Origin of the sequence: Flavobacterium hiemivividum (assembly GCF_004349145.1) — a bacterium.
GTDB lineage: Bacteria > Bacteroidota > Bacteroidia > Flavobacteriales > Flavobacteriaceae > Flavobacterium > Flavobacterium hiemivividum.
Window position 1 is genome coordinate 141,715 of the sequence record NZ_SMFO01000006.1, and the last position, 20,292, is coordinate 162,006.

The 20,292-nt window shown below is 33.3% G+C and carries 17 protein-coding genes; 9 read left to right on the forward strand and 8 right to left on the reverse strand.

Annotation, left to right across the window (positions count from 1 at the left end; translation table 11 throughout):
• Positions 1 to 229 precede the first annotated feature (229 nt).
• From E0F98_RS10000 to E0F98_RS10010, 3 genes are all read right to left on the reverse strand, one after another.
• Positions 230 to 724, reverse strand: a complete 495-nt coding sequence (locus E0F98_RS10000; protein ID WP_132111014.1) for a DUF4920 domain-containing protein — start codon at positions 722 to 724, stop codon at positions 230 to 232.
• A 295-nt stretch (positions 725 to 1,019) separates the two neighbouring features.
• On the reverse strand, positions 1,020 to 1,970 hold the full coding sequence (locus E0F98_RS10005; RefSeq protein WP_132111016.1) for an NAD(P)H-dependent flavin oxidoreductase: 951 nt from the start codon (positions 1,968 to 1,970) through the stop codon (positions 1,020 to 1,022).
• Between the two features lie 233 nt (positions 1,971 to 2,203).
• Positions 2,204 to 2,428, reverse strand: coding sequence for a hypothetical protein (locus tag E0F98_RS10010; RefSeq protein ID WP_132111018.1), 225 nt, complete (start codon positions 2,426 to 2,428; stop codon positions 2,204 to 2,206).
• Positions 2,429 to 3,163: 735 nt separating this feature from the next.
• Between E0F98_RS10010 and E0F98_RS10015 the strand changes: the two genes are divergently transcribed.
• The 7 genes from E0F98_RS10015 (at position 3,164) to E0F98_RS10045 (ending at position 11,744) form a co-directional block, all read left to right on the forward strand.
• The gene (locus tag E0F98_RS10015; RefSeq protein ID WP_132111020.1) at positions 3,164 to 4,939 is read left to right on the forward strand and encodes an AMP-dependent synthetase/ligase; all 1,776 of its coding nucleotides are present in this window, start codon (positions 3,164 to 3,166) and stop codon (positions 4,937 to 4,939) included.
• A gap of 189 nt (positions 4,940 to 5,128) precedes the next feature.
• A complete protein-coding gene (locus tag E0F98_RS10020; protein WP_132111022.1) occupies positions 5,129 to 5,596 on the forward strand; it encodes a MarR family winged helix-turn-helix transcriptional regulator in 468 nt (155 codons plus the stop codon).
• The gene (locus E0F98_RS10025; protein WP_132111024.1) at positions 5,580 to 7,970 is read left to right on the forward strand and encodes a 3-hydroxyacyl-CoA dehydrogenase/enoyl-CoA hydratase family protein; all 2,391 of its coding nucleotides are present in this window, start codon (positions 5,580 to 5,582) and stop codon (positions 7,968 to 7,970) included. The genes E0F98_RS10020 and E0F98_RS10025 overlap by 17 nt, the downstream gene beginning before the upstream one ends.
• A gap of 63 nt (positions 7,971 to 8,033) precedes the next feature.
• On the forward strand, positions 8,034 to 8,390 hold the full coding sequence (locus E0F98_RS10030; RefSeq protein ID WP_132111026.1) for a four helix bundle protein: 357 nt from the start codon (positions 8,034 to 8,036) through the stop codon (positions 8,388 to 8,390).
• A gap of 56 nt (positions 8,391 to 8,446) precedes the next feature.
• Positions 8,447 to 9,628, forward strand: coding sequence for an acetyl-CoA C-acyltransferase (locus tag E0F98_RS10035; RefSeq protein ID WP_132111028.1), 1,182 nt, complete (start codon positions 8,447 to 8,449; stop codon positions 9,626 to 9,628).
• Between the two features lie 125 nt (positions 9,629 to 9,753).
• Positions 9,754 to 9,816, forward strand: coding sequence for a hypothetical protein (locus tag E0F98_RS16275; RefSeq protein ID WP_317126196.1), 63 nt, complete (start codon positions 9,754 to 9,756; stop codon positions 9,814 to 9,816).
• A 137-nt stretch (positions 9,817 to 9,953) separates the two neighbouring features.
• Positions 9,954 to 11,744: an acyl-CoA dehydrogenase family protein gene (locus E0F98_RS10045; protein WP_132111030.1), complete on the forward strand. Its 1,791-nt coding sequence runs from the start codon at positions 9,954 to 9,956 to the stop codon at positions 11,742 to 11,744.
• A gap of 83 nt (positions 11,745 to 11,827) precedes the next feature.
• On the opposite strand, the gene E0F98_RS10050 is transcribed toward E0F98_RS10045, so the two are convergent.
• From E0F98_RS10050 to E0F98_RS10060, 3 genes are all read right to left on the reverse strand, one after another.
• Positions 11,828 to 12,349: a DUF4251 domain-containing protein gene (locus E0F98_RS10050; protein ID WP_132111032.1), complete on the reverse strand. Its 522-nt coding sequence runs from the start codon at positions 12,347 to 12,349 to the stop codon at positions 11,828 to 11,830.
• A gap of 79 nt (positions 12,350 to 12,428) precedes the next feature.
• Positions 12,429 to 12,860: an META domain-containing protein gene (locus E0F98_RS10055; protein WP_132111034.1), complete on the reverse strand. Its 432-nt coding sequence runs from the start codon at positions 12,858 to 12,860 to the stop codon at positions 12,429 to 12,431.
• Between the two features lie 447 nt (positions 12,861 to 13,307).
• Positions 13,308 to 15,329 (reverse strand): BCCT family transporter, encoded by a 2,022-nt coding sequence (locus E0F98_RS10060; RefSeq protein WP_132111036.1) that lies wholly within the window; start codon positions 15,327 to 15,329, stop codon positions 13,308 to 13,310.
• Positions 15,330 to 16,032: 703 nt separating this feature from the next.
• Between E0F98_RS10060 and E0F98_RS10065 the strand changes: the two genes are divergently transcribed.
• Both E0F98_RS10065 and E0F98_RS10070 read left to right on the forward strand, forming a co-directional pair.
• On the forward strand, positions 16,033 to 16,560 hold the full coding sequence (locus E0F98_RS10065) for a superoxide dismutase family protein (protein ID WP_132111038.1): 528 nt from the start codon (positions 16,033 to 16,035) through the stop codon (positions 16,558 to 16,560).
• 101 nt (positions 16,561 to 16,661) lie between these two features.
• The gene (locus tag E0F98_RS10070) at positions 16,662 to 17,861 is read left to right on the forward strand and encodes an LETM1-related biofilm-associated protein (protein ID WP_132111040.1); all 1,200 of its coding nucleotides are present in this window, start codon (positions 16,662 to 16,664) and stop codon (positions 17,859 to 17,861) included.
• Positions 17,862 to 17,894: 33 nt separating this feature from the next.
• On the opposite strand, the gene can is transcribed toward E0F98_RS10070, so the two are convergent.
• Together can and E0F98_RS10080 are read right to left on the reverse strand one after the other, a co-directional pair.
• Entirely contained in the window at positions 17,895 to 18,530 is a 636-nt protein-coding gene (can, locus tag E0F98_RS10075) for a carbonate dehydratase (RefSeq protein ID WP_132111042.1), read from the reverse strand.
• Positions 18,531 to 18,636: 106 nt separating this feature from the next.
• Entirely contained in the window at positions 18,637 to 20,292 is a 1,656-nt protein-coding gene (locus E0F98_RS10080; RefSeq protein ID WP_132111044.1) for a SulP family inorganic anion transporter, read from the reverse strand.

Here is a 20,292-nt window from a genome sequence, read left to right on the forward strand (position 1 = left end):
CTCTTTTGAGAACGCTTTTAGTTTTATATAGAAAAATAAGTTCTTTAAATTTTAAATTTGATTAAAATTAAAGTACCTGTTAAGGTTTGCATGTTTAAACACTTCTGCGGTAACTTTAAAATTGAAATTAAATAAAGCTATAATCTACATTTGATAGTTTATATTGCTCGTCTATAATGCTTTGTTTCCAAATTTTATTTCCAGAACTATTCAATGAAAGAAATAGTACTTACATTTTTTTTATTAAAATACCATTAGCCATCAGCGAGTATTTTGTTTTTGGAGTAACGATACTATCAATAGCAGCTTGAGATTTACCACCGTCTTTTGCGTAATGTTTCAAATCCGCAACGCTTTCCACACTAACATACGCTTTCCCGCTAATTACAACTTCTTCGTTAGCTGCATCTGTAGGAACGAAAAAAGCATAATCTTTAAATTTAACAAACACTTCTTTATCATTAGATAAATCTAAATTCATCCAACATCCTTTCTGCTTACATACTTCTTTTATTTTTGACTTAAATTTTACATCAATTGTATCTCCTTGGGAAAGTTTATCAAATTTGGCCAGCATCTCCTCTTTAGACAATGCATTTTCATCTGAAATACTATCCCCAAAAGTAGCATACGCTATTTCCGTTTTTATTTCTTGAACTTTATCCTCTTTTTTACAACTCGATAATACCAGAATCGAGCAAGCAATTAAAATCGATTTTTTCATTAGTTTCATTTTTAGTTAGTTATTTTGGTTATTCTAATTTTCAAAAATAGCTAGAATATTGAGACAGCGATTAATTATCTTTAAAATTTTAAAATAAAACGTACTTTAAACTTACAATTTTGCAACTAACTTCGGAAAAATATCCAATTGAAATATAACGCTTCTCCATGACAGAAAGTTTTTTCGAATGCATAAAAATATAATCTTAATTATTGTTATAGGAAAAATATTCTCGAAAAAGAGTGCTTTTTTTAGTTAGCAATTAATGCATATTGGACGTTACTGTAATAAGAAATTAAACCGTAATTACATCGACAATTGCCGAAACTGGACGTATTGCCCTCGTATCTTCAATTGTGGGTCCAGCAACCCAAACGGTTTTATAGGTAACTTCGGTAGCTGCTTTTGTTACGGCATTTGATCCCATAACATATCGGATCATTTTCACCCATTTTTTCAAGGTTTTATTTTTGCTCAAGGTTTTCTCTATCCAAGATTGTTTAGTCCCTACTTTTTGGACATACGGCGTATTAATCACCGTGCAAGGTGTTCCTGATATTTTCTCGGTCAAAACTATATCATTGGCACCATAATCAACACAAGCTTGTTTGTATTCCTCCGAAACTCCAGATTCAAATGACGCTATAAAAGGACTACCAACTGATACTCCAATCGCTCCGTAGCTTAACATTTTATCTAAATCTGATTTAGTGCTCACGCCACCTGCCGAGATAACAGGTAATCCTGTATTTAAATTTAACTCTTTAATTAAGGCTTCTGGAGGTGTTGGTCCTCTATGTCCTCCAGCCAGATTATTAACCGCAATTAATGCATCGGCACCTAAGCTTTCTACTTTTTTGGCAAAAGCCAAGTCGGTTACATCACAAAAAACTTTAATCCCTGCCTTATGTGCGGCATTAATGGTTTCTTCTGGTGAACCCAGAGAAGTAATGATAAAATCTACTTTTTCATCACACAAAACAGCCAGCTGATCTTTGTATTTGATATTTGATTTATTCACAATCAAATTATAACCAAAACTACCTCCTGAAACTTTCGCAGCTTTTAATTCCAAAATCGAAGCTCGAAGTTCCTCTAATGTACGGTAATTTAAAGCTGGAATACATCCCGCAACACCAGATTTCATTCCTTCGATGACCATTTTAGTATTCGAAACTAGAAACATTGGTGCTATTATCAAGGGGCGATCAATATTCAAAAGGGAGGTCAACGTAGGCTTTGCCATTACTTTAAGTTTTATTTGAAACAAATATAACAAAATATGCTATGCGTGCCTAGTATTTACAAAGTTATAGACTAAGCAGTATTCTTTCTCATTAATTCGACCTACTGTACAAAAAGGACTAGAAAGTATCTTTTTTTACTTTCTAATCCTTTTATAGTAGCGAACAGTATACAATTATATGCCTTAACTGTGTGAATATACATCAACATTATACTAGTCTCTCTTACTGATAATTATTCCTGTGGTACTAGTTCTGGTTCGGTTGCTTCATCTAAGAAAATTTCGACATTAGCCATAAAAATTTCAGGTTCTCTTACAGTTACCCAATAATCTGAAACAATACTTAATACGACATCCTTTAAACCACACAAAGAGCTTCCGTCTTGATGTTCCTCATCTCTTATTACTTCAATAAGCAGCTCGTTCACCTTTCTAATTTTTTCTAAATTCGTCATCATCTTTATTATTTTATTGCTGGTTATGTTTTCGCTAATCCAAAAGATTTCCTGAAGATATCGGGCTATGAGCTCTCTAATTGTTGTCAAATTTAGAGAACTAAAATCTTCATTATTTTGCATTGAAAAGTATATAAAATAAATTTTTACCACAATACCCACTTTTAGTGATATTTCAATAAAAATAGATTTTTTTGGCAAACCCTTTGTTTAATTTATAGTTCACAAAAAATATTGTAAGAAATATAACCCGAAATTAACAGTTTTAGTGACCGATATGAATGTGTATAAAAAACAAAATAGTTCAAGTTGTAAGCAGACCGTTACCTACTATAAATGATAATAAATAAGATTAAACATGTGCTGAAAATGAAAAAGGACCTTCTATTTTTCTACTTGAAATATAAAAAAATAATTCCTGATAACGGAAGAATTAATACAGCATTAATAAAAACTAACAGCTCAGATTAAGTTTTATCATACTTCAAATCAGAGTCAAAATAGCCAATTTTTCGATTTATTACATGATTTCAAATCTAAACAAACATTTAATAAAATATAGTAAAACTGAATACTAAAACACCTTTTTTACTAATAATCAACCTATTAAACCCTATTTTAAGAAATCGTTTTCGTAAAAGTTTAATTATAAGGTTTAAATTTTCGACTTTAATTTTTAAAATCAGAAATTATTGTCATTTTTTATTTAATTTGCAATAAAATTCAATCATTCGAATAATGACAACAATAACCAGACTCTTTGATTTTCCTTATTATCAACAAGATAAATATACTTCAATTCCAGATGCACTGGTAACAAAGCAAAATGGTGTTTGGGAGAAAACTTCTACCCAAGAATACATTGCTAAAGCCAATAACATCTCCAGAGCATTACTGCGTATGGGAGTTAAAAAAGATGATAAAATTGCTATTATTTCTACTAATAACAGAACTGAATGGCATATCATGGATATTGGGATATTACAAACAGCTGCACAAACAGTTCCTGTATATCCAACTATTTCTGAAGATGATTATGAATACATTTTAAATCATTCAGGAGCAATATATTGTTTTGTTTCGGACGAAGAAGTACTTAGGAAAGTAAATTTAATCAAACACAAAGTACCAAATTTAAAAGAAGTCTATTCGTTTAATCCAATAGCTGGATGCAAAAGCTGGAAGGAGTTGCTGGTTCTTGGCGAAGACCAAAGCAATCAAGAAGAAGTTGAAAACCGAAAAAACGATGTCAAACCAGACGATTTGGCAACCATTATATACACTTCGGGAACAACGGGCCGACCAAAAGGAGTAATGCTTTCGCATAACAATATTGTTTCAGACGTATTAAGTAGTGCATCGAGAATTCCATTTGAAGCGGGAGCCACTCGTGCTTTGAGTTTTCTTCCTATTTGTCATATTTTCGAAAGAATGATTTTGTATTTATACCAATATTACGGTGTTTCGGTTTATTTTGGTGAAGCTATAGATAAAATTAGCGACAACCTTAAAGAAGTCCAGCCTACTGTAATCACTGCTGTTCCTAGGTTATTAGAAAAAGTATACGATAAAATATATGCCAAAGGAACAGAACTAACCGGAATCAAAAAGAGCCTTTTCTTTTGGGCCATTGATTTAGGATTGCGTTATGAACCCTATGGAGCCAACGGTTTCTGGTATGAATTTCAACTTAAAATTGCTCGAAAATTAATTTTCAGCAAATGGAAAGAAGGATTGGGAGGAAACTTGGATTTAATGGTTTCCGGTAGTGCCGCATTACAACCTAGATTAACTAGAATTTTTGCTGCAGCTAACATTCCTGTAATGGAAGGTTACGGATTGACTGAAACTTCGCCGGTTATCTCAGTGAATGATATGAGAAACAAAGGTTTTAAAGTAGGAACTGTAGGGAGAGTAATCGATAATGTAGAAGTCAAAATTGCCGAAGACGGAGAAATACTTTGCAAAGGTCCGAACGTCATGATGGGTTATTTTAAAGACGAAGAAAAAACTGCTGAAGCTTTGCAAGGCGGTTATTTTCATACAGGAGATATTGGGAATATAGATGAAGAAGGTTTCTTAAAAATTACCGATCGTAAAAAAGAAATGTTCAAAACTTCGGGCGGGAAATACATTGCACCTCAAATTATTGAAAACACGATGAAACAATCTCGTTTTATAGATCAAATTATGGTTATTGGTGATGGACAAAAAATGCCTGCCGCTTTCATTCAGCCTAATTTTGATTTTGTAAAAGAGTGGAGCAATATTCATAAGTTAAATTTGGGTAACAGTAATCAAGAAATTATCTCCAATGAAAAAGTGATCGCAAGAATTCAAGAAGAAGTTGACTTGTATAACGAAAAATTTGGAAACTGGGAAAAAATCAAACGCTTTGAGTTGACACCTGAAGTTTGGTCTATTGAAGGAGGCGAATTAACACCTACATTAAAATTAAAACGAAAAATCATATTGGAGAAATATATGGACTTATTCCAAAAAATATACAGTTAAATACTATATTTATACTAATTACACCTATCGAATATTTACATAATACGCTGTAAACTATTCTTTTTCAAGATAAAACTCCTCTTTTTTAGAGGAGTTTTTTTATATTTATTACTTTTTAACAAAAATATTGCTTAATATATTATGCATGCATAGTATTTTTTATTATATTTGAAATCGATATAGTTATATATGAAAGATAAAACAATAGATTACATATTAAGAGCTACTTGGCAAGCCGTTTCAAGAATGTATAACGAAGAAGCTTCTAAGTACGGTGCCACTATGGCAACCGGTTTTGCATTATTGAGTATGGACAAAAATGCAGGCACTCCTTCTACTGCATTAGGTCCAAAAATGGGCATGGAAGCCACCAGCCTTACCAGAACCTTAAAATCCATGGAAGAGAAAGGCCTGATCATTCGAAAGAAAAATCCAGATGACGGACGTGGTGTCTTAATTTTCTTGACTGAACTAGGTAAAGAAAAAAGAGACCTTTCAAAAAACACGGTTTTAAAATTCAATGACACAGTAAAAAATCACATTTCCGATGAGAAATTGCAACATTTTATTGAAGTCTCGGAAATGATCAACGAATTAATTCATAATAAAAATATATTTAATCAAACTGAAAAATTAGACAATGAAACGCACAATTAAAAAAGTTGCAGTAATCGGATCCGGAATTATGGGTTCGGGAATTGCTTGCCATTTTGCCAATATTGGTGTCGAAGTTTTACTTCTTGATATCGTTCCCAGAGAACTTACTGAGGTAGAGACAAAAAAAGGATTGACATTAGAAAGTAAAATTGTTCGCAATCGTTTAGTAAATGAGCATTTAATGAATGCTTTAAAATCAAAACCCTCTCCTATTTACAGCCAAAAATTCGCGAACCGCATTACAACTGGAAACACGACCGACGACATGGCTAAAATTGCCGACGTTGATTGGATCATAGAAGTAGTTGTTGAAAGATTAGATATTAAAAAATTAGTGTTTGAGCAAGTAGAAAAATATCGCAAACCGGGTACTTTAATTACTTCAAATACTTCAGGAATTCCGATTCACTTTATGAGTGAAGGAAGGTCAGAAGATTTCCAAAAACACTTCTGTGGGACTCACTTTTTTAATCCAGCACGTTACTTAAAATTATTCGAAATAATTCCTGGTCCACAAACTTCATCTGAAGTATTGGACTTCCTTACTATATATGGAGAGAAATTTTTAGGAAAAACTTCGGTTGTTGCTAAAGATACTCCAGCTTTCATTGGAAACCGTATTGGGATTTATGGTATTCAAAGTTTATTCCATTTGGTTAAAGAAATGGGCTTAACGATTGAAGAAGTAGATAAATTAACTGGTCCAGTTATCGGCCGTCCAAAATCGGCTACTTTTAGAACTGTCGATGTTGTAGGTTTAGATACTTTGGTACACGTTGCAAACGGTATCTATGAAAACTGTCTAAACGATGAGCAGCACGAATTGTTCAAATTACCAGATTTCGTCAATAAAATGGTCGAAAACAAATGGTTCGGAAGTAAAACTGGTCAAGGATTTTATAAGAAAGTAGACAAAGATATCCTAACTTTAGATCTAGACACCTTAGAATACCGAGCCGCTAAAAAAGCGTCATTCGCAACACTTGAATTAACTAAAACTATTGATAAGCCTATCGACCGTTTTAAAGTTTTAGTAAAAGGTAAAGATAAAGCGGGTGAGTTCTACCGTAAAAGTTTTGCTGGTATGTTTGCTTATGTTTCGAATAGAATACCTGAAATCTCAGACGAATTATACAAAATTGACGACGCTATGAAAGCAGGTTTCGGATGGGAAAATGGTCCATTCGAAATTTGGGATGCCATTGGTGTCGAAAAAGGGATCGAGATCATGAAAGCTGAAGGTCTAGAGCCTGCTGCTTGGGTAAATGATATGTTAGTTTCAGGAAGCAAAAGTTTTTATACTATAAAAGAAGGTGCTACTTTTTTCTATAATATTCCATCTAAAGCACAAACTAAAGTTCCGGGGCAAGATTCATTTATTATCTTGAACAACATTCGCGAAAGCAAAAAAGTGTGGAGTAATAGTGGTGCTATTATACAAGATTTAGGCGACGGAATATTGAACTTAGAATTCCAGTCTAAAATGAATACTATAGGTGGTGATGTTTTACAAGCGATCAACAAAGCAATCGATCTATCAGAAAAAGAATATCAAGGACTTGTTATTGGTAACCAAGCAGCAAATTTCTCTGTAGGTGCTAATATTGGAATGATATTCATGATGGCGGTTGAGCAAGAATACGACGAATTAAACATGGCTATCAAAACTTTCCAAGACACGATGATGCGTGTGCGCTATTCTGGAATCCCAGTAGTTGTTGCTCCGCACGGAATGACTTTTGGTGGTGGTTGCGAAATGAGTTTGCATGCAGACAAAGTTGTTGCGGCAGCAGAAACATACATGGGATTAGTTGAATTTGGCGTAGGAGTAATACCAGGTGGTGGTGGATCTAAAGAAATGGCTTTAAGAGCTTCTGATTTATTTCATAAAAACGATGTGGAGCTGAATGTATTGCAGGAATATTTCTTGACAATTGCTATGGCAAAAGTATCTACTTCTGGTTACGAAGCTTTTGATTCTGGATTATTGCAACAAGGAAAAGACATCATTGTTGTAAACAAAGACCGCCAAATTGCAGAAGCTAAGAAACATGCTTTATTAATGGCCGAAGCGGGTTACACGCAACCGATTCGAAGAAATGACGTAAAAGTACTTGGAAAACAAGCATTAGGAATGTTCTTAGTAGGGACTGACCAAATGGAAGCTGGAAAATACATCTCAGAACACGACAAGAAGATTGCTAACAAACTGGCTTATGTAATGGCTGGTGGAGATTTATCTGAGGCAACATTAATTTCTGAGCAATATTTACTTGACTTAGAACGTGAAGCTTTCTTATCGCTATGTACGGAGAGAAAAACATTAGAAAGAATCCAATTTATGTTAACCAAAGGGAAACCGTTGAGAAATTAGAAATTTGAGTATTAAGGTTTGAGTATTAAGTATCAAGAGTTAATAATTTAAGTAACGACAATTATGCACCAATTTGAAAAATTAAAAATCTGGCAAAAAGCAATGGACATTACTGAAACTGTTTATCGAGCTTGCACTACTCTACCTCAAGAAGAAAAATTCAATCTTACTAGTCAAATGAAAAGATGTTCAGTTTCAATACCTTCAAATATTGCAGAAGGCTCTGGAAGAAATTCTAAAAATGAATTTGCACATTTTTTAGGAATAGCTAATGGCTCAACTTTTGAATTAATAACTCAATTAATGATTTCTAAACGTCTTGGATTAATAGATGAATTAAAAATTACACCAATAATAAATGAATTAGTCGAGGTGAGTAATATGAATTTTGCACTTCAAAAAACACTAAAAAACCAATAATTATAACGATTGGGAAGTCTTAATACGTAATACTCCAATCTTAATACTTTTTATAAATGAAAACAGCCTATATAGTAAAAGCATACAGAACAGCCGTAGGAAAAGCTCCAAAAGGTGTGTTCAGATTTAAAAGACCTGATGAGTTGGCAGCAGAAACTATTCAGTACATGATGAATGAATTGCCCCATTTTGACAAGACTCGTATTGATGATGTTATGGTAGGAAATGCCATGCCTGAAGCAGAACAAGGACTTAATGTGGGACGTTTAATCTCTTTGATGGGATTAAAAATTGAAGATGTTCCCGGAGTAACAGTAAATAGATACTGTGCATCTGGATTAGAAACAATAGGAATGGCTACAGCCAAAATTCAGTCAGGAATGGCACATTGTATTATTGCTGGTGGTGCCGAAAGCATGAGCTTTATTCCGATGGGAGGTTACAAACCCACACCGGATTATGCTGTTGCTAAAGCAGGAAACGAGGATTACTACTGGGGAATGGGATTAACAGCCGAAGCAGTTGCAAACCAGTTTAAAGTCTCTAGAGAAGATCAAGATGAGTTTGCTTACCACTCTCATATGAAAGCCTTGAAAGCCCAAGCTGAAGGTAAATTTGACAAACAAATTGTTCCAATCACAGTAGACCAAACGTTTATCAATGAAAACGGTAAAAAAGAAACTAAATCTTATGTAGTCAATAAAGATGAAGGGCCTAGAGCAGGAACTTCAAAAGAAGCTTTGGCTGCTTTAAGACCTGTCTTTGAAGCTGGAGGAAGTGTTACCGCTGGCAACTCTTCACAAATGAGTGATGGTGCCGCTTTTGTACTTGTAATGAGTGAAGAGATGGTAAAAGAACTTAATCTTGAACCTATCGCAAGATTAGTAAACTTTGCCTCTGCAGGAGTTGAGCCAAGAATAATGGGAATTGGACCTGTAAAAGCAATTCCAAAGGCATTAAAACAAGCAGGATTATCCATAAATGATATCGACTTAATTGAATTAAACGAAGCTTTTGCCTCACAATCGCTAGCAGTTATAAGAGAACTTAATTTAAATCCTGACATTATCAACGTAAATGGTGGCGCCATTGCATTAGGTCATCCACTAGGATGTACAGGTGCAAAACTATCTGTGCAACTATTTGACGAAATGAAACGCAGAGGAAGTAAATACGGTATTGTAACCATGTGTGTGGGAACTGGGCAAGGAAGTGCTGGAGTATACGAATTGTTGTAAAGTTATTTTAAATGATGAATTTTAAATAAGCATGAAAGAAAACATAATTGCTGTAAAAACATTTGATTTTGCATTGTCAATTGTAAATCTTTTCACTCAACTTAAAAAAAGAAAATGAATTCATTATTTCGAAACAAATACTAAGATCAGCAACTAGTATTGGAGCTAATATTGGTTGCGTTTATTAGACAAATCAAAGCTAACAACAATCTCAATGTCAAATTATTTGATTGATATTGAACACATAATAAACATAATAACAAAAATTATTAAAACTTCTCAGGAAGACAATACAAAATAATTCAAAATTTAAAATAACAAAGTCATGAGCGACGTAACAAGAGGTGGTCAATTCCTCGTAAAAGAAACTAAATGTGAAGATATCTTCACTCCTGAGGATTTTTCAGAAGAGCAATTAATGATGCGTGATTCTGTAAAAGAGTTCGTAGACAAAGAATTATGGGCACACAAAGATCGTTTTGAAAAAAAGGATTATGCTTACACCGAAGAATGCATGAAAAAAGCCGGAGACTTAGGTCTTCTTGGAGTTGCGGTTCCTGAAGCTTATGGTGGACTCGGAATGGGGTTTGTATCAACAATGTTAGTTTGTGATTATATTTCAGGTGCAACGGGATCTTTCTCGACTGCTTTTGGAGCGCATACAGGTATTGGTACAATGCCAATTACCTTATACGGAACAGAAGAGCAAAAACAAAAATATGTACCTAAATTAGCTTCTGGCGAATGGTTTGGAGCCTACTGCCTTACTGAGCCAGGTGCAGGATCAGATGCCAACTCAGGAAAAACAAAAGCAGTTTTATCTGAAGATGGAAAATACTATTCGATCACAGGACAAAAAATGTGGATTTCGAATGCAGGTTTCTGTTCCTTATTTATCGTATTTGCTCGTATTGGAGACGATAAAAATATTACTGGTTTCATTGTAGAAAATACTGATGACAATGGAATTTCAATGGGTGAAGAAGAGCATAAATTAGGAATTCGTGCATCATCTACACGTCAGGTTTTCTTTAGTGAAACGAAAGTTCCAGTTGAAAATATGTTGTCTGAAAGAGGTAACGGTTTCAAAATCGCAATGAACGCTTTAAATGTAGGACGTATTAAATTAGCTGCAGCTTGTTTAGATGCTCAAAGAAGAGTAATATCGGCTTCGGTAAACTACGCTAACGAAAGAATACAGTTTAATACACCTATTTCAGAGTTTGGAGCGATTCGTTCTAAATTAGCTGATATGGCAACTAGCTGCTATGCTGGAGAAAGTGCTTCTTACAGAGCTGCAAAAAATATTGAAGACAGAATCATTGCTCGTGAAGCTGAAGGAGCTACTCATCAAGAAGCAGAATTAAAAGGTGTGGAAGAATACGCTATTGAGTGTTCAATCTTAAAAGTTGCTGTATCTGAAGATATTCAAGCGTGTTCTGATGAAGGAATTCAAATCTTTGGTGGAATGGGATTCTCTGAAGACACTCCGATGGAAAGTGCTTGGAGAGATGCTCGTATTGCACGTATCTATGAAGGTACTAACGAAATCAACAGAATGTTATCAGTAGGAATGTTGATTAAAAAAGCAATGAAAGGACACGTTGATTTATTAGGTCCAGCGATGAAAGTTGGTGAGGAATTAATAGGTATCCCTTCTTTTGAAACTCCTGATTATTCTGAGTTATTTGCAGAAGAAAAAGAAATGGTGGCCAAATTGAAAAAAGCGTTCTTAATGGTTGCTGGTAGTGCAGTTCAAAAATTCGGAACTGAATTAGACTCTCATCAACAAATTTTGATGGCAGCTTCAGATATGTTAATCGAAATATACATGGCTGAAAGTACGATCCTTAGAACTGAAAAACTAGCTAAAAATCAAGGTGAAGATAAAGTACAAGAGCAAATTGCTATGGCAAAATTATACTTGTACCAAGCAGTAGATATCGTTACTCAAAAAGGAAAAGAAAGTATTATTTCTTTTGTTGAAGGTGACGAACAACGTATGATGCTTATGGGATTAAGACGTTTCACTAAATACACCAACATGCCAAATATTGTTGGATTAAGAGAAACAATCACTACGAAATTAGTTGCAGAGAACGCATATTGCTTCTAAAAGCAAAGACCGATACTAATTCAAAATGCTGAAAAACCGTCAAGTTTTAATTAACGAGACGGTTTTTTTATATTCGAATTTTACTATTTATCTTTTTTCTTATCAATTTTAAATATTTCTCCATAATAAGAAATGGCACTACGATTATTCGAGTTAATTGTAAGTGTTGCGCTACCAGTGAATGATACTGAAAGTGATATTTTAAAAACATCGGCTTCTCCCCTAACCGTAGCTCTAATTTCATACGCTTTTCTCCTTTTCTCAATCGTAAAGTCGATTGGTTTTCCCTCAAATTTCAATCCGCTATCTCCACCATATCCAATTCCGCTGTAACCCCTTCCAAAAAAAGGCATTTCGCTTTTGATAAAATCGGGTTTGAATTCAATAAAATTCGGGTTCGTAGTTAAATCAATGGCATTAAATCCTTGAGGTAAAGCTTTCTGACCAACAAAAACAAATTTTCTAGAATCTACTAAAGCAGCTGTTCGTTTTACTTTTTCAACCTTCCTTTCCTGTCTTAGCTGCGTTCTCGATTTTTCTTGGGCAAAGCCCATAGTAACTACCAATAAGAACAAAGCTATTGAGATTGTGCATTTAAGTTTCATGGCTACTATTTTTTTAGGTAAAGAATGTTATCATCTCTATAAAAAAAATGATGCCCTTAAAAGGGCATCATAAATAATTTTATTTCTTAGTAAAACGCATCATTTCTACGTCTCCCATAATAAAGCTCAAAGTTTTACCGTCTTCAGAAACTTTATAAGTCTCAACTTTTTCCAGTGTAGACATAAAAACACCTTCTCCAGAACCTTGGCAAGCCATCATGGTCATTGCAATTTTCGAATCTTTAAAGTTAATTTTATTTGCCTCTACAGACAAGGGTCCCATAAAATTATTACAACTACTGTTTCCTGAAATTTTATTCTCTTTGACATCAAAGTTAATTGTTGGCTTTTTTTCTGGATACAATCCCTCAAAAGTAATCCTTGGTCCAGTGATGTAATTCAATTCCCATGCTCCTTCAAGTGAAGAAACATCCTTCACTGTTGATTTAGTGGAATTACAAGATACAAACGCTAAACATAAAATTGCTACGGATAGAAATACTTTTTTCATACTTTTTATTATTAAATTATTTGAGTAAATACTCGTTAAAAAACTACTACAAAATTAAGTCTAAAATCTATCAATCTATCCTATAGAATTGTTAAATCGGAGCCATCACTACATTAAATATCTCCAATTATAACAAGACTTCAAAGAAATTCTATATTCCAAAAATCATTTTTGTTTTACATTACGATATATAGAAATTGCTCTAGAAATAATGACAATAATTTTGTTGTGAATCTGTAAGTGCACAAACTATACCAAAAGAACAAATAGCGTAGAAAATAGTTGTTTTATTAGCCCACAAACCTCACTTACAGTACCATATTTAGTAGGATTCTTTTTGATTCTGCTAAACAAACATAGAGCATTTTTACTTTTACCTATTTAACTGAAAAACAGCAATCATCAAGGACAATTCCGGCTTTTCTATCAATAAACAATGAATTATGATCAATTGGGTTTCATCAATAAATCATGCATCCCATCTGATCCTAATGTTAAGAAACGCTCGTACTCTCTTAATACATCCGAAATAATTTCATCCTTACTCAAATATTGAATATCGTAACCCATGCGATGATCTCCAAAATAACTGATTGGTAAAAAGACAGTCTCTGAATCGATATTCGGAGTGTTTTGTTCGTTAATTAAGGTTTCTGAAATAGTTTGTGGCTGCGCCATAACACCGTAAACGAAATCGCGCAATTGGTCGTGCTTAATAACAAGTTCGATAGAGTTATTTGGAGTAGTATGATGAATTATACTAGCTGCAATTTCATTTTTTTCTAACTCTTTTACCAATTCCTCAAATGAAAGACGAACTGTTTCATTTAAAAACTTCCTAATATCTTTCTTTTGCGAATAGGTAAGTATTTTTTCTAATCGCACTTTCCAATGGTAATCGTTCCAATTTAAACTTCCATGAGAATATTTAGTAGTACTATACTCATCGTCTGCTAATAGAGCTTTCCATAAATTAACACATAATAATAACATGATTATACCAAAAGGCAATGCAGTAACCAAAGTCATCGTTTGCAAAGAGGCTAAACCTCCAGAACTCAACAAACTTAAAGAAACAACGGTAAGCAATCCTCCCCAAAATACATTTTGCCATTTTGGAGAATTAGTAGCTCCCTTAGAAGAAATTCCATTCATAATGAAAATACCTGAGTCAGCCGATGTAATAAAGAATACACATATAATTGCAATCGATACTATATTAAGCAAAGTTGTCAATGGAAAGTAATTAAAAAAATTAAATAACAATGTATCTGTGTTTTTAGCAAACTCACTCAAAGCCCCATTGGCAATAAATTCATCAATCCATATCGCACTACTTCCAAAAATTGTCATCCAAACAAAATTAAAAAATGCTGGAATAAACAAAACAGCTAATATAAATTCGCGTATTGTTCGTCCCTTAGAAATTTTAGCGATAAATAAACCTACATACGGCGCCCACGCTATCCACCAAGCCCAGTATAGAATTGTCCAGTTAGAAAACCATTCTTGGCTCTCTTTCTCAAAAGCATACGTGTTAAAAGTTAACGACATGAAGTTACTAATATAATGACCAATTCCTTCTGTTAGTGTACTTAATATATAAATTGTTGGTCCTGCCACCAAAATAAAAAGCATTAATAAAGTCGCCATTATAATGTTAATCTCACTTAATTTCTTCACCCCTTTTCCTAAACCACTTGTGGCAGATATAACGGCAATAACCATCACGATAACAACAATCCCTACTTGATACTCAAAACTAGTGTTCGGAATAATACCTAAACTCTGTAGTCCTGCACTTAATTGTAATACTCCAAAACCTAAGGTTGTAGCAATACCAAAAAAAGTACTACACAAAGCAAAAACATCTACAATGTTTCCAAATTTACCATGAATTTTATCTTTCAACATTGGATAAAAACCACTTCTAATAGCCAATGGCAAATTATGACGATAGGCAAAATAAGCCATAGAAAGACCTACAACTCCATAGATCGACCAAGCATGAAAGCCCCAGTGGAAAAAGGTGTATAATTGCGCTTCTTTAGCCCTTAAATGTTCGTCAAGATTGCTAATCGCTGGGTTAGCATAGTGAGCCATGGTTTCGGCTACACCAAAATACATTAGCCCAATTCCCATTCCTGCTGCAAAAAGCATCGCAACCCAAGAGAAAAAAGAATACTCTGGTTTTGTGTCGTCTGCTCCTAATTTAATTTTACCAAATTTACTAACGGCAATACCCACTAGAAATAGTACAAAAACGGTAACTATCAAAACATACAACCATCCTAAATTTTTAAAGATGACAGCCTTAACTTCATTAAAAAAATCATTAGCTTCAGTTGGAAAAAAACCACAAAACATGGATATGATAATAATTATAGTCAAGCTCGGTAGCGCGACTGACCTGGTAAAGTCTGTTTTAAAGTTATATTTCCGTTCTAAAAAGTGCTTTAATTTGTTCATAATTCATCAAATTGGGTTAACTATACATTTAAAATCTATAGTATTAAGATTAGTCATTTAATGTATATTATTTTCGAATAATTACATAAAATTCACTAACCATAAGGATACATTTCCTTGATTAATAAGTGGGTAAAAGTTACTCTTATTTCTCTTTAAATAAAAAGAGCAAACAAGATCTCAATAAACAATAAGGAAATAAAACCATACTATTTATGTCAAAAAAAAAACTTTAAATGAGTAAATGATTAAAGATCTTTAATCAATGTCAACCTGTTAAATAAAAACAGTCTTAAAAAAGTAAAATATTGGACTGCAAATTTATGAAAAAAAACAGCCTTTCCATCCTAATTTAAAAATTAGAAACAGAAACCAAGAATACCACAACTATAAAAACAGAATACTAAACTATTTTCATTTCTTCTATTAAAAAGGTAGATTATAGTCTTTAACAAAATACTTAAAAAATCATTTTTTACAAAATTCAAGCGGTAATGAGCATCAAACCCTTCGAGAATAGTCACTATAGATATATTAAATCGTAGAATTAGCTCAACATTCACAGGTTTTTTCGAATAAAAGACGTGGTTTTTGCTTTTATTAACTTTGTAAGATAAGCCTAACGAAAATTTAATGGTAATTTAATTTACTACTTATAATTTTATACGTAATTTTATGTACTAATTGAAAAACATCCAATATCATGAAAAAAATAATATTTTCGATCGCATTAATAATTGCCGTACTTATTGCTTGTAAGACAAACAGTAGCTCTAGCGACACTAAGAAATTATCTATCGTATTTGAAGCGAAGAGCAATAGTAGCGTTTCAGGCACCGCCACTTTTATCGAAAAAAATGGCAAAGTAACTTTCGTTGCAAAAATGGCAGGATTAAAACCAGGAGTTCATGCCATTCATATCCATGAAAAATCAGATTGTTCAGCTGCAGATGGAAGTTCTGCTGGAGGACATTGGAACCCTACTTTCAAAAATCATGGTAAATGGGGCGTTGGCCAATACCACAAAGGAGATATAGGTAACTTTACAGCCGATGCTAATGGAAATGGAACCATCACCTTCACTACTGATGAGTGGAATATTGGTTCTGGAGATCCAACAAAGGACATACTAGGTAAAGGACTGATTGTACATGAAGGAAGCGATGATTTCGTTTCGCAACCAGCGGGTAATGCAGGAGCAAGAGTAGCCTGTTCAGCAATCATAAAGTAATTTAATACTGCACGCATCCCCTAATTTCAAACTAACTGTACAGTATTTTATTTAAGACAAGACCCGAAAATAGCATAGCTTTGTACTATTAAAATTTAGCAATGATTAACCCTTCAGCATCAGGTTGGATAGATAAGTATTTTGTAAAACAAAAATCAAAGGAAAAGCTCGTTTACGAGAATCCCCAGTTGTTTTACACCAATATTAGAAAAACAGGATTCATATATGGTCACATCGTCTCATTTGAAACGGCAGTTCCTATTGTAACGAAAGGCTGGGTTCATAACGAAATGCCAAAAGTTGCCTTACTAAGCACACTGTATGCTATGTACGGGCTTACTACCTGTGATAAAAATCATGCTGATTTTCTAGACAAAGCCTTATCATTTTATACTGAAATGACTCCAAAAGGGTATAATTTACTTAAAAAAATATTACCTGATAGTCCGCCTTCTTTAAATTTAGAAAAAATAATTGATGACAGAGTACAAACTAACATCGATATCTTTAGCAAGAACTTTTCTCATATTGTAACAAACGCTTTGCTTTTTATAGATGTTTTAGCTTTTCGCCAATATTTGATTCATGGTTCAATTCCCGAAAAGTATTTAAAAAAGATAGAGGAAGCAGTCGTTAGCGTTGTGTCACTTGCTTTAAAAACAAAATCTAATAAATCAAAATACGATGATTTATTAATAAAATTATTTGAAGCATCAGTTCGCTATAGTAAATTTTCTAAAGTTAGTGTTCAAAATCTAGACGAACTAAATCTGAACTATTTCACCTCTGAATTAGAAAAATATTATCTAATTGACATGGCAGGAATGGCGCTATGGAGCGATGGAAAGATTGAAAATGAAGAGGCTTATTTTTTATACAAATTATCCGAACTAGTTGCAATTCCTGATGCTTTTGTAACGGAGAGCATTAGCAATACCGATGCATTTATTACAGAACATAAAAGTAAAATTCCCTATTTTAATTATTCAAATCCTGTTAAACATTTTTACGATCAAACAACTGAAACTGTAATTACGTTAATCACAAGAAATAAAAATCGCTTAGTCAAAGAAATTCTTCAAAGTAGAGATCTAATGATTCTTTTAGCTATTTCTACCAGGAGAGACTTGGATGAAAAAGAAAAGAAAAAAGTAAAAAAACAGTTGTTGGACGTTTGTAAAACCATTCCTTCACTGACTATATTTCTACTTCCTGGCGGTAGCTTGCTATTGCCAATTTTGATCAAGTTTATTCCTAAAATGTTACCCACTGCTTTCAATGAAAATTTAGATATAGATTAAAAAAAAAATCGCCCGAAGGCGATTTTTTTTTTACTATAAGTTTAATTGGTAAACTTCATCTAGCTCCTTATTTGAACTTATATTCACTTTTAAATCTGTTACAAAACCAGAATTTAATCCGTAAACCCAACCGTGTAGGGTTAAATCTTGTCCGTTTTTCCAAGCGTTTTGCACTATCGATGTCTTTGATAAATCAAAAACTTGCTCTTTGGCATTGACTTCAACAAAAGCATTAAATCGTTCTGTCTCGTCTTCGATAGAATCCAGGTAAGTATTGTGTAAACGATACACATTCTTGATATGTCTAATCCAGTTATCGATAATTCCAATGGATTCATTACCCATTGCTGCTTTAATACCTCCACAACCATAATGTCCACAAACAATAACATGTTTTACTTTTAAAACATTTACCGCATAATCCAATACACTAAGCATATTCATATCTGAATGTACTACCATATTAGCTATGTTTCTATGTACAAAAACTTCTCCTGACTTAGCTCCGATAATTTCGTTTGCCGGAACACGACTGTCTGAACAACCTATCCACAATAATGGCGGAGTTTGTCCTTTAGCTAAATCTGCAAAATAATTTGGATCTATTGCCAAATTTCTCTCAACCCATTCCTTATTATTATCTAATATTTTTTTATAAAAATCGCTCATTTTATTTATTTATCTTTTGTTGTGAATTCTAATCTCAATTTCAAACCTTAAAAACAGTGTAAAGAAAATACTTTTTAAAGTTTAATCTCCACTTCTATATTTTTAATTATTCTTGAAAAACTTCTTTGAACACTTCTTTTTTTACCATCTCTCTTTTGGCAACATCATAATAATGTTCAAATGTAACATGATTGATAGTGTCTGGACTATTTGCTAGGTCATAAGCTTTTTTAAATCCTTTAAGCTTTACTTTTATGTTTTCGTCCACTGCTCTGGTTTCTTTAAACTCACGTATCAAATCTAAGATATCATGAGCTATATAAACAGTATCGTGAGCATTTATTACCACTTTTGAGTTTTCTGGAAGATCATTTAAAGTGCTTTTTATGGCAGCTTTATTTAAAAAAGAAACCTCTTGCGCTAAATCAATATGAATGATATCACCGTCAACATACTCTTTCTTCTTAAAACTGTAAGCTCTTTTTAAATTTCCTTTTAGAATAAAAATAATACTAATTACAATACCTAATAGTACTCCTTTCAACAAATCTGTTGTAACTACCGCTATTAAGGTGGCGATAAAAGGAATAAATTGATACTTTCCTTTTTCCCAAAAATGCATAAATGTTGCTGGCTTTGCCAATTTATAACCCACTAAAATTAATATAGTTGCTAAAGTAGCTAGTGGAATTTTATTTAATATTACTGGAATAGCAAGTACACTTAATAGTAAAAGTACACCGTGAATTATCGTTGACATCTTTGATTTGGCTCCAGCATTATTATTTGCCGAAGAGCGCACGACTACAGATGTCATAGGCAAACCTCCTAAAAGCGCACTTAAAATATTACCTACTCCTTGCGCTTTCAATTCCACATTAGTATCTGTATATCTTTTATGTTCATCCATTCTATCTGATGCTTCAATACACAATAGTGTTTCAATAGAGGCTACAATCGCGATTGTTAAACCAACAACCCAAACTTGAGGATTCAAGAATCCTGAAAAATTAGGCGTAACCACAATCGATTTTAATTCATCAAAAGAAGTAGGAATTGGTAAAGATACCAGGTGCTCATTCGAAATAGCTAAAGAACTACCTGAGATAATGAAAATTTCGTTCAACACAATTCCTGATATTACTGCTATTAAAGCACCAGGAACTAATTTTAATTTCTTTAAAAAAGGAACTTTATCCCATGAAATTAATATGATTAACGATACAACAGTGACAACAATTGCCCCTAATTGAAATTGATTAAAGACTTCAAATAAAGAAGAAAATGTGTTGTCTCCATTACTTTGAATAAAAGACTGATCTCCTTCAAAATCAGCATCATATCCAAATGCATGGGGCAATTGTTTTAAAATAATAATAACACCAATACCAGCAAGCATTCCTTCAATAACATTAGTAGGGAAGTAATTTGAAATACTCCCTGCTTTGATATATCCTAATGCAAGTTGCATAAATCCAGCGATTAACACCGCTGTTAAAAAGATGTCAAAAGCACCAAAATCAGTAATCGCTGTTAAAATAATCGCTGTTAAACCTGCTGCAGGTCCTGAAACACTTATATGTGATTTACTTAAAAAACCTACAACGATTCCTCCAATAACTCCTGAAATAATTCCTGAAAATAAAGGTGCTCCAGAAGCCATCGCTATTCCTAAACACAAGGGTAGCGCCACCAAAAAAACCACTAAACCAGATGCGAAATCAGATTTAAGGTTGGCAAAAAGATTAATTTTTTTTGTCAT